The sequence below is a fragment of the Desulfobotulus mexicanus genome, assembly GCF_006175995.1.
GTDB lineage: Bacteria > Desulfobacterota > Desulfobacteria > Desulfobacterales > ASO4-4 > Desulfobotulus > Desulfobotulus mexicanus.
In genome coordinates this window covers 18,333-30,790 of record NZ_VDMB01000029.1, presented here as the reverse complement: position 1 = coordinate 30,790, position 12,458 = coordinate 18,333, and the positions used below count along the sequence as shown (strand labels likewise).

Here is a 12,458-nt window from a genome sequence, read left to right as displayed (position 1 = left end):
CCTTCTGGGCTTTACCTGGAAAACACCGGGCCCAGATGATCTCAGGGGCTTTATCCGCCATGCCCTGAAAGACCGCATACGCATGCTGCAAGCACTTGCCCCCTTCTCTTCCCTGAAGGAAGAAAGTCTCTTTACACTGGCCTGCCGCATGAAACCGGAATCCTTTGGCGGAGAAGATCGGCTTCAGACCGAAGGCCAGCCCATAGATGCCCTGCGATTTGTCATGGATGGTATTGTGGAAACCTACCGGCACAACCGCAGCGGCTGGATCGGCACCGTTCGGGTAGCCGGTCCCGGAGCCTGCACAGGGGAAGAGGCCCTGCCACCGGGCAGAAATCCCGGAGCAGGCAGTACGGTGGAAGCCATAGAACCTGTCTTTGCCTTCTCCGTATCCCTTGAAGACATGCGCAGTCTCATCCGAAAAGACCCGGATCTTGGGTTCATGCTGCTGGAAATAGCCTCAGGGAAGAATGATCAGGCAGAAAGGCTTTTTGTGGCGGTGTAAGCAATAACTGTTCAACACATTTTATTCTGTAATTCAGGCATCGTAATTTCAGCAGTTTCGTACCATTGCAAGGCACCCTGGCTATTTTCAAGTGACCTTGCAATCGTTTCGTCACGGGCAAATAGCCAGGGGGCATCTGCCTGGCAGTTATGGTTCTTAGCCAGTGAAGATGATGCTGAACAGCAGCTCACGCCCTGCTACGGCGTCTTGTCATAGAGTAACATGTGTCATATTCAGAATCATTTTGAGCACAGACAGAGAATTGGTCACTTTTTAAGTGCTTGAATTGAAAGAACTAAATTTAAGCTACTCAGAAGTTACCAATCAAATAACCTTTTGAGGCAGATGGATGCATAGCGAGAGCAAAAAGGGAAAACCGGATCAGGGCAAAAAAACATCCTGCCCCAGTTCTACATCCACTTCCAGCCTGCGAAGAAAAACGATTTCCCCTTCTCCGTTACCAGAAAAGCGTTCTACCTTAACGGGAAGACCCAGCTCCGGATGCACCCACAAAAACCAGGTGTTATCCACAGCTTCGACCAAAACACCTTCACAAAGGAGGCCGTCCACAGATTCCGGCGCGAGCAGGGTCACAATACCCTCATCGGCATATTTTTTTACAGTCCTGAGCAGAGAACCTATATCCGAGCGATCCACGGTATGCCCCTTTGGATCTCTGATCAGCCTGTTTTCAGGAGAAAGCCGCAGTTGAATCAAACTGCCTGAAAATGGCTGAAGATGAACCCTTTTACTCTCCGGATTGTAAATCAACCTGGCCCCCTTATGGGGCTGAATAAAATCCATCCTTATAAAACCAGGTTTCTGATAAGTATAATAAATACGGTTACGTCCGCCTTCTCCTTCCGAATCCAGCAGAGCAGTATAATTTGTCAGGGCATCAAAGCGTTCCAGCATTCTGTCAACGGAATCTGATGCTGCTACTCCGAAAAAACCAGAAGAAAAAAAAGATAAAAAAAACAAGCACAGACCCGCCCAAAATAACCTCAAAGTTTTTTCCCTTCAGTCAGATGGCGTACAAAACCCTGCTTTCCTTTTACCATAATACGCTTGTGATTCTCACTGAAATAACCTTTTAAAAGCGGGGACAGAAGGGTCATCCATGGCTTAGCCGTACGAACATTCAAATATAAAAAACCCCGTGTACCCTGCATCTCCTCTTCAATACGACACAGACATTCACCCTGAATGTCTCCATAGATATCCGCACGAATTAAAGCTTCCGGACTGATTTCCCGGATCACAGCTCCCACATCGAGACGATAAGACAAGGCCCCCCTCCACCGGGTATTGTAAGTCTTACCCTGAATACCCGCAGGCAATGCATCGGGCGAAGAAGAAGAAATCAAGCACTCCCACCATAGGGGCCAGTCTTCCACCTGCACCATTCCGTTCCATACTTTTTTCAATGGTGCCTCGATAAACCAAGATTCCTCAAAATGATAATTAGACCACCGATCCGTTAATAAAATCACTATACCTGCCTGTCCTGTATAAAAAGGGCACAGTGCCTGCTGCACTATGGAAACTTTTTAACTTAGCACGCAATGGGTCAGAGCAAAACAGAGCATTGCAGATATCGTTTCGAATTGCGTCACGGGCAAATTGACTTAGTGTCTGTACTTCTGTGTGACGGGTATAAAAACAGGCCCGCCGGATCTCCTGTCTTGGGAAATCCGGCGGTGACTGGCCTTTTCTTGCAAGGCTATCCCCTAAAAGGTAGCCGGGCTTTTTTTTAAATTACTGAAGCGCCCTCAGCTTTGCAGTGAACTCCTGTCTCAGATTCTCATCTGCTCCCACCTGCTGAACTATCATGTTGTAGCTCTGGGCATTGAGCCCTGCATCTTCAACAGCACCCAGCATTTTTTCATTGGCATTAACCTGAAGGCTCTGTCTTTCTTCGGGCGTATCCACATCCTGAACAGACTCCTGAAAAGCCTGATTGATCTGTACAATTTCCACATACGCTTCCGCAGCCTTCTGCAGGTCCGCATCACTTACTTCCATGGTCTTCCCGGACATTGCCGGTTCCTGATAGGCGTCCTGCGCCGTGGCAGAGACTGCCATAAAAGCAAACACACAAACACATAAAGCCAGAACCCCGTAAAATCTTTGGTACATACACTCCTCCTTTAGACACATTCAATTAATTCATTGCTACAAAACATACGAAAACTGCACAAAAAACAGATATGCAATCTGAACATTTAAGCATTGCATTCCAGATGCCAACCCCATTCAAAAAAACAAAAAATCATTATTTCTTTAAATACAAAAATCTTAGATCCAAAGAAAACTTAAATTTCCGCCATCAGCCATACACTGCACACTTGTATCTTTATGGCACATGTGACATAAATTTGGTCGGAAGGAGAAAAAATGAAACAGTTTTTTTTATTCCCTGGTCCCGCAAGCCTACGCACAACCCTATTGATTTATATGCTCACCCCCCTCATCATTACCCTTGCCGTGTTCGGAGCCCTGGCCCTCAAATCCATAGAAAACCGGGTAGAAGAACAGATGAAAAAAGATCTGGAACTTGTAGCCCGTGCAATTCAGCTGCCCATAGGTTCTGCCCTTGAACAAAACAGCATGCCAAGCATGCAGCAGGCTCTGGAATCCGCTCTGGCCATCGGAAGAATTTACAGTGCCTACATCTATGACCAGCAGGGAAGCGAGATTCTCCGACTGGGCATTGCTGATCCGGAACCCGAAACCGAGCGCCTTACCGAATTAGCCGCAGACGGTGAAAATCTTGGCGAATACGGACGTATTGCAGGCCGCCATGTCTATTCCTATTTTGTTCCTCTCACAGACCAGGGGGGACGTATTATCGGCCTTCTCCATCTTACCCGCAGAGGTAGTGAATTCAGCGAGCATATTCAGTCAATCCGCTTCAGAGGCTTGGTGATCCTCGGCGCACTACTGGTCATCCTGTCTGCCCTTGTACTCATCGGACATCACCGCGCCCTGGGAAAACATCTCAGAAGACTGACAGAAAGCATGGCGCTTGTTGCCGAAGGAAAACGAAGTCACCGCTTCCAGGAAACCGGGCCCAGGGAAATTGTCTCCCTTGGCATCAGCTTCAACCACATGCTTAACAGCATTGAAGAGACAGAAGAAAGCCTCCGCTCCCAGCAGCAGAAACAGGAAGCACTGGAAAGAAAACTCCGTCATTCAGAAAAACTGGCGGCTCTGGGCAGGCTGGCTGCGGGTACTGCCCATGAGCTGGGTTCACCCTTAAGCATCATCAGCGGCAAGGCACAACGCACCCTGCGCGAAAACAATCTCAGGGAAAATCAGAAAACAAACCTTGAAGACATCCGCAGACAGGTCAGACGAATGGACCTCATCATACGACAGCTTCTGAATTTCAGCAGAAGGAATCCCCTGCGCTGTTCTCCTGCGGAACCGGCCCGACTGGCAGCCACCGTTACAGCCGCCGTATCCGAAGAAACAGGTATCAACCCGGCGGACATACGAATGGAGGGTCCTGAGAAAAAAATGCCCCTCCTCATGGACACCATGCGGGTTCAACAGGCACTGATCAATCTTCTGCGTAACGCCATCCAGTGTGCACCTTCGGGAAAAATCAATTTTTCATGGCAATATAAGAACAGGGGGATTCTCTTTTCCGTCTGTGACCAGGGACCCGGCATTGCCCCTGAAATCCGTTCTGAAATATTTGAACCTTTTTTTACCACCAAACCGACGGGCGAAGGTACCGGGCTTGGTCTTTCCGTTGTACTTACCGTAGCGGAAGAGCATGGCGGTTTTGTGGAAGCCACAGATAAGCCCGAAGGCGGTACATGCTTTCATCTTTTTATTCCGGAACAGACAGAAAAAAAGGAAACATCAGAGACATGGCAGAAAAAAACGAGGCACGGATACTGATAGTGGAAGATGACAGGGCTCTGGCTGCCATGCTCAGTGATGAAATCCGGGATGCAGGTCTTCATGCAGACTGGGCTGCCAGTGCCGAGGAGGGGATCAAAAAAATGCGGCAGCAGTGGCCGGACCTTGTGATTTCCGACCTCAGCCTGCCGGGGATGGACGGCATGCTTTTTCTAAAGGAAGTTCTTGAAAAAAAACAACTTGAACCATCTCCGGCCTTTCTTATAATCACAGCCTTTGGGACCATATCAAAGGCCGTTGAAGCCCTGAAGGCAGGAGCCGAAGATTTCCTGACCAAGCCGCTGGATCTGGAACATTTCATCCTCAGTGTCAGGCGTATTCTGGAAAGAAAACAACTACGGGAAACCCTTTCCAGAATGCGGGGATTTCTGTCTGCCGAAGGATTCCACGGCATGCATGGTCAGAGCACGTCCATGAGACTGCTTTTCGAACAGATACGGCAGGTGGCCAAAGCCCAAGGCCCAATCCTGATACTCGGAGAAAGCGGTTCCGGAAAAGAACTGGTGGCAAGGGCCATACACAAAGAAAGCAGCAGGACCAAAGGTCCTTTTATTCCAGTCAACTGCGCAGGAATCCCGGAACACCTCATGGAAAGTGAGTTCTTCGGACATACGGCGGGTGCCTTTACTGGTGCCAGTAAAAACCGTCCTGGCCTTTTTGCCGAAGCCAGTGGCGGCTCCCTTCTGCTGGATGAAATATCTGAAATGCCACTTTTTCTCCAGGCCAAGCTGCTGCGTATTCTTCAGGACGGTAAGGTGAGAAGGGTTGGAGAAAATCGGGAAGATCAGGTGGATGTACGGATTCTTGCGGCAACCCATCAGGATATGGAAAAGGATGTACAGCAGGAAAATTTCCGCAAAGATCTTTTTTTCAGACTGGAAACCTTTACCCTCAGGGTCCCCCCCTTAAGGGAACGGGAAGAGGACAAGGAACTTCTTGCAGCCCGTTTCATGGAACAGTTCGCCCTGGCCATGGATAAAAGAATCAGAGGCTTTTCTTCTTCTGCTCTGGATCTCATAACCCACTACCCCTTCCCCGGCAATGTCCGAGAACTTCGCAATGCCATGGAAAGGGCTGTTACCTTTGCAAAAGGAAAACTCATTCTTCCGGAAGATCTGCCCGCACGGATACGCAACCCGCATTGCACCCCGTCGCCCATTGCAGAAGCTGGCACCCAGATCCTGCCCACTGACAGACTTATCCCCCTTGCTGAACTTGAGCTCCGCTATATAAGGCACGTACTGAAAGAGACCGGAGGTAATAAACGAAGTGCCGCCACCATTCTGGGCATAGGACGGCGCACCCTCTACAGAAAACTGGGGGAAGGATAATCCGGAAGTGACCCCAAGTATGTCAACAACTTCTATATTTTTCGATCCAGATATTACACTTTATGCTCACCCATCGGGTTGCCATTTTTTGGTGTACTTTGGCTGAGAAAAACTTCACACCTAAAATGTGCAACCCTCCGGGCAAGTTTTTTTAGCGCTCTATTCCGACAAAAACAGGCCGGATCTGTCAACACCAGCTACTAAACTATCAAGGTTTACCTACAAAAGTATAACTGAAGGAACGGCTGTACCCCGTCCTCAGAACAGTTGCAGTAATCGTATCACGAACACCGGAATCAGCACCGGGAATAAAAATACGTGCCTGACCACTGCTGTCAGTTTTTACGGTTTCCGAATCGGTATAACCATCTGTCCCTACAACCCTGAAACCAATCTCCACACCTTCATGGGCAGGAGAAATGCTTGCCGTCACGGTAACAGATACTCCCTCGGGGGGAGATGCAGGGGCTGCACTGAGGTTGAGCACATAGGTTTCAAGGGTTTCCCCGGGAAGACTTATAAGAACAGACTCATTATCATCAGACCTGCTCACCCTTGCATAGCCACCATCGGATGTAACCCGTACCTCAAAACTCAAAGTACCCGGACCCGACAGTGTTTTACTCTCTGCACTGGTAACTCCCTGTACAGGATCAACCTTTACCTGCAAGGGGAAGTCGCCATCGCTGACCTGGACAATCACCTGCCAGGTCATAATACCCTGACTTGAGCCAACAAGACTCCTGCTTACCTTCCAACCCTGCCCGTCAATTGTAGTGCCATCATCTTTTTCACTTGAAGTATCCACAGCCAGAATGGTTTCCATCCCCGACTTAACAGCAGCAATAACACTGTCAATTACCCCTTGAATATTCACTGCATCCACAATCCAGCTTCCTTCCGGAAGGGTCATGGTCACACCTTCTTCTCCGCCGGCACCCGTCTTTTTCTTATCACTGACATAAATCAGAGGATTTCCTTCATCATCCTTACCTTCAGCAATTATAATGGATGTGCTGTCTTTTTCTGCTGTCGCATCCATCACAGTCATCTGGGCACTATCCGCATCATCACTTATGACAGCATCATGGAGCCGCTTAAGACTTTGTTTAATTCTGTTTTTTTCCTCGTCACCAAGAACTCCGGGAAGCCGTTCATCAATGGACTTAACAAATTCATCCGCAGCCTTTTCAGGGTCATTACCATGAACATTTTCAAGATAATCTTTATGCTTTCCTGCGTACTTATGAAGCTCCTTTTCCATTTCCGAAGCAACCATATCCTCAATTTCATCCATGAGAATATTGCCATCAATGGAAGGATTGAAGTTTCTGCCCTTCTCAGTCAGGTCAGCCCCTTCCTTTAAAAATGAATCAATATCCGATCTGCCGTTAACAGATCCTCTTTCAGCAACATCGGCAAACTCAATTCCATCCACTATTGTTGCACTGGGAGAGGTTAGATCATTGAAAAGAACATTGGCCTGATTGTCATACTTGCCTTCACGGAAACTCTGCCAGAAGGCCTCGGCGTTACCTTCCACATCCTTACGGTTCATGATACCCCTGCTCTTCAGGGCATACTCATAGGCCTCCTGTTTTCCCTGGTCAGAAATCTGATCAAGAACATTCAGCACCCTCTCTCTTCCCCTTTGTGCACTGAAGCCAAGACCGTTTACCAAAAAATCCCATGCTGCACGAAGGGACTTAGACTCCCTGCTACCGTCCGCCCCTCTCGCTGGTAGCCTGACACCCATGGGATCGCGGGCAAAAGCATAGGACTTTTTAACGGACGACTTTGCTTCGTCAATTCTAAGCACAGCCTTTTCCACCTCATCAAGGGAATCCAGAATCTGCATCTGCAACTCCAGCCACCGGGCCACAGATTCCTCATCAGGATCTTTCTCTCCGTAAGGCTTTTGAAAATCACTGCTCATGGCTGCCATAAACGTTAATCTGGCAAGACCTACTGTCTTACTGAACTCAGAAATTGTATTATAGTCCTTATAAGTTTGTGAAGCCGTTACCGGAGGCTCAGAGGGAGGTGCTGCCGGAGGACTTGAACTCGAACTGCTGCTGTTACATCCGGCTAAAATAATCAGAACCATTGCTCCTGACACAAGAAAAAAAGCTCTTTTAGAAATCATATCAAACCCCTTTCTTTACAATGTTATGCTGCACTCCGAACAAAACAGAAACCAGACACCACTTTCTCTGGCAAACAGTGTTTGCTTCGCAGTCCTGCCTATTACGCAAAACCAGTTTGCCTTAAAACCTGTTTTCCAGCCTCGCAAAGGACCTGAATGCAGACCGATGTCGCACTATAATTGTTTTTATTGACCCAGAAGCTCAATGTATGGTGTAAATCTGAAATATCATAATTATTTATTACCGCTTCTGTCCAAATTATGAGCCTCGGAACTTTTTATAAAGATGCACGATGTTTTTTATTTTATTGACTATAGTTATCATAATTAAAAATTAAAAGAAAAAAAACCCTCTTATACACACTCCGGATACACCAGCTCTATCCACAATATATAAATTATCGATACCAGGAGGATTCAGGATAAAATACGTATGCCTGCAATTGTGTCCGGAGCTGCCAAAAGAAAGTGGCAGCAGCTTTTAACCAGGCCAGCAAAAAAACAAGGTTTTTTGCCAAACTTATTAAGGACACAAGCAATGAGCCCGCAGAAGATCGAAATCTACAAACACATTGAAGCATTGAGTATTTCATGCATCATCCCCTCAAAAGACAGAAAAACTCTGCTGGCAAGGGCCCTGAAAAGCATCCTTGCCCAGCATCCGGCACCTGATCTTTTCCATAGCCCTGAAATTATTGTGGTGGATGACGGCTCATCCGATGGGACAGCAGCCATGCTGGCCACAGATTTCCCCGAAGTAATAGTAATCCGCACCAAAGGCTTAGGCCCGGGCCCTGCCAGAAATGCCGGAGCAAAGGCCGCCGGAGGGGATATCCTCTTTTTTCTGGACTCCGATGATATCTGGAGGCCTCCACACCTGCAGAGCCTGATCCCCTGCTTTTTAAAGGGCTACGCCTTTGCATGCAGCAGGGCCTTCAACCATAACCTTGTGGACGGAAAAGATTTCACCATTCCCGATACGGATGTGGATCTTTCCCGAAACGCCTTTTCCCGTATGCTCCGGTGGTGCGATATGGTACCCTCTGCCTTTGCCGTCCGAAGGGATGTCTTTTTTCTGGCAGGGGGATTTCCCAATACCCGCTGGGGGGAGGACTGGCTTTTTTTCCTTGAACTCTGCGCAAGGCAAAAGCTATGCTTTGTTCCTGAGATTACCGTTGAGCGTACCCTGCACGCCAAAAGCCTCTGTGCAGACGAAAAACTTAAGCAGCGCATTATCACCATGCTGGACAGACTCAAGGCTGCCGTATCTACACTTCCGGGTACAGGCCCGGAAAATCAGGAACACTTTCTGGCCTTAAAAAAACTTGCTTTAGAAAAAGGAGACACATGGAGAAGCATCCAGGACTTTTATACTGCTGCCAGAGAAGCGGGGCTGACGGCCCCATGATTTCCGATGAGGATCATATCCGGGTGCTGGCCACCTGTACGGATATCCCGGAAGAAGTGCCGGATTTCCGCCTTCCCATTGACGGAGTTGGTATTGGCAATAAAACCGTCTGGATAAAACTTCCCAGTGGCCTGACTCCCTTTGGAGCCGACATCCGGGTAAACCTTCCGGGCCACATCAAGGGTATCCATATGTCCCGCATTGAAGCCGTAATCAGTGAACTTCTGGAAAAAGAATTTGCCGACATCGCTTTGTATGCTGCAGCCCTTGCCGAGGGCATTCTAAAAACCCAGGAAGGCGACAGGGCCGATGTCCGCATTGAGGGCAAACTTCCCATACTGCAGAAGACTCCGGCCAGCCAGAAAATTTCACTGGACACCCTGGAGGTTTCCGCAAGAGCCCTGGTCTTTTCTTCAGCAGGACACAGCAGCAGCCGGATTACCGTATCCGCAGGGGTCCACCACATCACAGCCTGCCCCTGTACCCAGGCCTACAACCGGGTCCTCTTTGAAACGGACACGGATATGCCCCTGATTACCCACTCCCAGCGATCCTTCACAAGGCTTTCCATGGAAAGGCATGGGAATGTACCCGGCTTTTCAGATCTGTTTGAATGCCTCAACGCAGGTCTCCATGTAACCTCAGACCTGCTTAAGCGAACAGATGAAGCTGAAGTGGTACTCAAAGCCCACACCAGCCCCCAGTTTGCAGAAGACACCACAAGGGAAACTGCCAGACAGGCAGGACTTAGATTCGGGAAAATTCTTCCGGCCAGCACCCTCATCAGTATCCGTTCCGACAGCCTGGAAAGCATCCATACCCATGACGTGATCGCCAGCATCCACACCACCATGGGGGATATTCTTTCCGTGCTAAAAGAAAATAACTGATTACAGAAAAAGACTGAAAACACCGCCCATAAAAAAGGAAGCCAGAACCATGAATATCTGTTCAGGAACCCAGCGTTTTGTGAGCTTTTTCCTTACCCTTTTGATTTCAGCGGCCCTCATGCCAGCCGCCCATGGAGAAACGCCCCGCCGCATTGTGGCCTCCACAACGCAGATTGCGGATTTTGCCAGAAACATTACCGGTGACCGCTGGGAGGTTCACAGCATTCTGGCAGCCGGTGCCGACCCACACACCTACACCCCAACTCCCAGGGATGCGGAAAGGGTTGCCCGTGCCGATCTGGTGCTACAAAACGGGCTGATGCTGGAAGGTAAAAACTGGATGAAAACCCTTGCCCGGGCCAGCGGCAAACCCCTTGTGACCTGCACCGATGGCATAACACCCCTTGAGGTGGAGGATGATGGAGAAAGCATCCTTGACCCCCATGCCTGGTTTTCACCTAAAAATGCCGCCGTCTATGTACGCAATATTCTGAAAGCCGTTTCCGATATGGACCCTGAAGGCAAAGCGCTTTTTGAGGCCAGAGCCGAACTCTATCTCCAGCAGCTCCGGGTGCTGGACACATGGATAAGGTCCAGAGTTGCCACCATCCCCCCCGAAAGGCGGCTCCTTGTCACCAGCCATGATGCCTTTAACTATTTTTGCAGGGAATACCGCTTCAACCCGCAGAACAACTACCTCAGCCTGGCTCCGGTGGGCTGGTCAACGGGAGGCGAGGTCGGGGCCGGTTCCACACCGGCAAGACTCCGTCAGGTCATGAAAAGCATTCGGGAAATGGGCGCTCCGGCCATTTTTGTAGAAACCAGCGTGAATCCGGGTCAGATACAAGAAATTGCCTTACAGGCTGGCATCAGAGTTGGTGGCTCCCTATATTCCGATGCCATGGGCCCTCCGGGCAGCGCAGGTGAAACCTACATCGGCATGATGAGGGAAAATACCCTGACCATCGTGGAAGCTCTCCGTTAAGAAAGGGGACAAAGTGAAGCGTTTTTCCCTTATCCTTCTTGTATGGATTTTCTGTGCTGCCACGGCATGGCTTGTTCTGTCCGGACCGGGCAGAACAAAACCAGCAACTCCCATGGACAGAAACCATGAAAACCAGATCATGCGCAGCCTTATCATGGAAATAAGCACCACCTTTGATCTGTCCAAAGATCCATTTGCCCTGGATTCTTCATCCCCCTCCGGCCTGCTTGTGCATGAAAACGGCAGACAGATTCACAGTTTCATGGATCTTAATGCTGAAAAAACTCCCATACTGCTCACCATCCACCCCGGTAGCGGTGAAACGGAATACAGCGTTCATGCCTCGGGAGATACTGACCTGAACAGGCCTGCAGCCTTAAGGGTGCGCATCCTTGACAGAGACCTTGCAATAAGGGATGCCACGGCCTGGAGCAGCGATGGCCCCCTTCATCTCTTTATGCAACTTCCTGCAGCAGAGGAAAGCAGACATGAATGATGGCACACCAGCCATTCGCACCCGGCACCTTACGGTAAGTTACGGTCTGCGCCCGGCCCTTCTGGATGTTAACCTCGATATTCCCCAAGGAAGCCTGGTGGGCATTCTCGGCCCCAATGGCGCAGGAAAATCCACCCTGATCAAAGCCCTCATGGGTTTTGTAAAAAAAGACGTTGGCCGGGTGGAAATCATGGGGGAGCCCGCGGAAAAAGCAAAGGGCCGCATGGCCTATGTGCCCCAGCGCAGCTCCGTTGACTGGGATTTTCCCATCACAGTGGAAGAGGTCACCCTCATGGGCCGCTATGGCCAGATTCCCTGGTATCGCAATCCCGGCAAAAAAGACAGGGACGCCGCCCTAAAAGCACTCAGGGCTGTCCGCATGGAAGACTTCGGCCAGAGGCAGATAGGTGCCCTTTCCGGTGGTCAGCAGCAGCGGGTTTTCATGGCAAGGGCCCTTTGTCAGGGAGCAGATATCCTTCTTCTGGACGAACCCTTTGCCGGTGTGGATGCGGTAACGGAAAAGGCGATTTTATCTGTACTGAAGGAAGCACGGGAACAGGGCCTGACCCTGGTGGTGGTTCACCATGACCTTGCCACGGCAGCCAGTTACTTTGACCTGATAGCCCTGATCAAACAGGGACTTGTGGCCTTTGGAAGTCCTGAAGATGTACTGCAAAAAGAACTGCTTTCGGAAGTTTATGAAGGGCAGATGCAGAGCTTTGCCAGTCTGCCATCCATCAATTCAAAACCCTGATACGGGATGC

At 49.5% G+C, this 12,458-nt stretch carries 12 protein-coding genes; 8 read left to right on the top strand and 4 right to left on the bottom strand.

The window, feature by feature from the left end; genetic code table 11:
• Positions 1 to 505 (top strand): Crp/Fnr family transcriptional regulator (locus tag FIM25_RS15105; RefSeq protein WP_139450691.1); only part of this gene is annotated, 505 nt, incomplete at its 5' end.
• Between the two features lie 381 nt (positions 506 to 886).
• On the opposite strand, the gene FIM25_RS15100 is transcribed toward FIM25_RS15105, so the two are convergent.
• The 3 genes from FIM25_RS15100 to FIM25_RS15090 form a co-directional block, all read right to left on the bottom strand.
• Positions 887 to 1,486, bottom strand: coding sequence for a hypothetical protein (locus FIM25_RS15100; protein ID WP_139450690.1), 600 nt, complete (start codon positions 1,484 to 1,486; stop codon positions 887 to 889).
• A 23-nt stretch (positions 1,487 to 1,509) separates the two neighbouring features.
• Complete coding sequence (locus FIM25_RS15095) at positions 1,510 to 1,911, bottom strand: SRPBCC family protein (RefSeq protein ID WP_179953433.1); 402 nt, start codon at positions 1,909 to 1,911, stop codon at positions 1,510 to 1,512.
• Between the two features lie 352 nt (positions 1,912 to 2,263).
• Positions 2,264 to 2,644, bottom strand: a complete 381-nt coding sequence (locus FIM25_RS15090) for a DUF4168 domain-containing protein (RefSeq protein ID WP_179953432.1) — start codon at positions 2,642 to 2,644, stop codon at positions 2,264 to 2,266.
• Between the two features lie 258 nt (positions 2,645 to 2,902).
• Between FIM25_RS15090 and FIM25_RS15085 the strand changes: the two genes are divergently transcribed.
• Both FIM25_RS15085 and FIM25_RS15080 read left to right on the top strand, forming a co-directional pair.
• Positions 2,903 to 4,417: a sensor histidine kinase gene (locus tag FIM25_RS15085; protein WP_139450687.1), complete on the top strand. Its 1,515-nt coding sequence runs from the start codon at positions 2,903 to 2,905 to the stop codon at positions 4,415 to 4,417.
• On the top strand, positions 4,387 to 5,769 hold the full coding sequence (locus tag FIM25_RS15080; protein ID WP_139450686.1) for a sigma-54-dependent transcriptional regulator: 1,383 nt from the start codon (positions 4,387 to 4,389) through the stop codon (positions 5,767 to 5,769). Before FIM25_RS15085 ends, FIM25_RS15080 begins: the two co-directional genes overlap by 31 nt.
• A 208-nt stretch (positions 5,770 to 5,977) precedes the next feature.
• Here FIM25_RS15080 and FIM25_RS15075 read toward each other — a convergent pair whose 3' ends face one another.
• Positions 5,978 to 7,915 (bottom strand): hypothetical protein, encoded by a 1,938-nt coding sequence (locus FIM25_RS15075; RefSeq protein WP_179953431.1) that lies wholly within the window; start codon positions 7,913 to 7,915, stop codon positions 5,978 to 5,980.
• 538 nt (positions 7,916 to 8,453) lie between these two features.
• Between FIM25_RS15075 and FIM25_RS15070 the strand changes: the two genes are divergently transcribed.
• The 5 genes from FIM25_RS15070 to FIM25_RS15050 are packed head-to-tail and all read left to right on the top strand — an operon-like array spanning position 8,454 to position 12,448.
• Positions 8,454 to 9,323, top strand: coding sequence for a glycosyltransferase family 2 protein (locus tag FIM25_RS15070; RefSeq protein ID WP_179953430.1), 870 nt, complete (start codon positions 8,454 to 8,456; stop codon positions 9,321 to 9,323).
• Positions 9,263 to 10,213: a GTP cyclohydrolase, FolE2/MptA family gene (locus tag FIM25_RS15065; protein WP_139450683.1), complete on the top strand. Its 951-nt coding sequence runs from the start codon at positions 9,263 to 9,265 to the stop codon at positions 10,211 to 10,213. Before FIM25_RS15070 ends, FIM25_RS15065 begins: the two co-directional genes overlap by 61 nt.
• A 49-nt stretch (positions 10,214 to 10,262) precedes the next feature.
• Positions 10,263 to 11,198 (top strand): metal ABC transporter substrate-binding protein, encoded by a 936-nt coding sequence (locus FIM25_RS15060; RefSeq protein ID WP_139450682.1) that lies wholly within the window; start codon positions 10,263 to 10,265, stop codon positions 11,196 to 11,198.
• Between the two features lie 13 nt (positions 11,199 to 11,211).
• Positions 11,212 to 11,694, top strand: coding sequence for a hypothetical protein (locus FIM25_RS15055; RefSeq protein WP_139450681.1), 483 nt, complete (start codon positions 11,212 to 11,214; stop codon positions 11,692 to 11,694).
• Complete coding sequence (locus FIM25_RS15050; protein WP_139450680.1) at positions 11,687 to 12,448, top strand: metal ABC transporter ATP-binding protein; 762 nt, start codon at positions 11,687 to 11,689, stop codon at positions 12,446 to 12,448. The genes FIM25_RS15055 and FIM25_RS15050 overlap by 8 nt, the downstream gene beginning before the upstream one ends.
• The last annotated feature ends 10 nt before the right edge of the window (positions 12,449 to 12,458 follow it).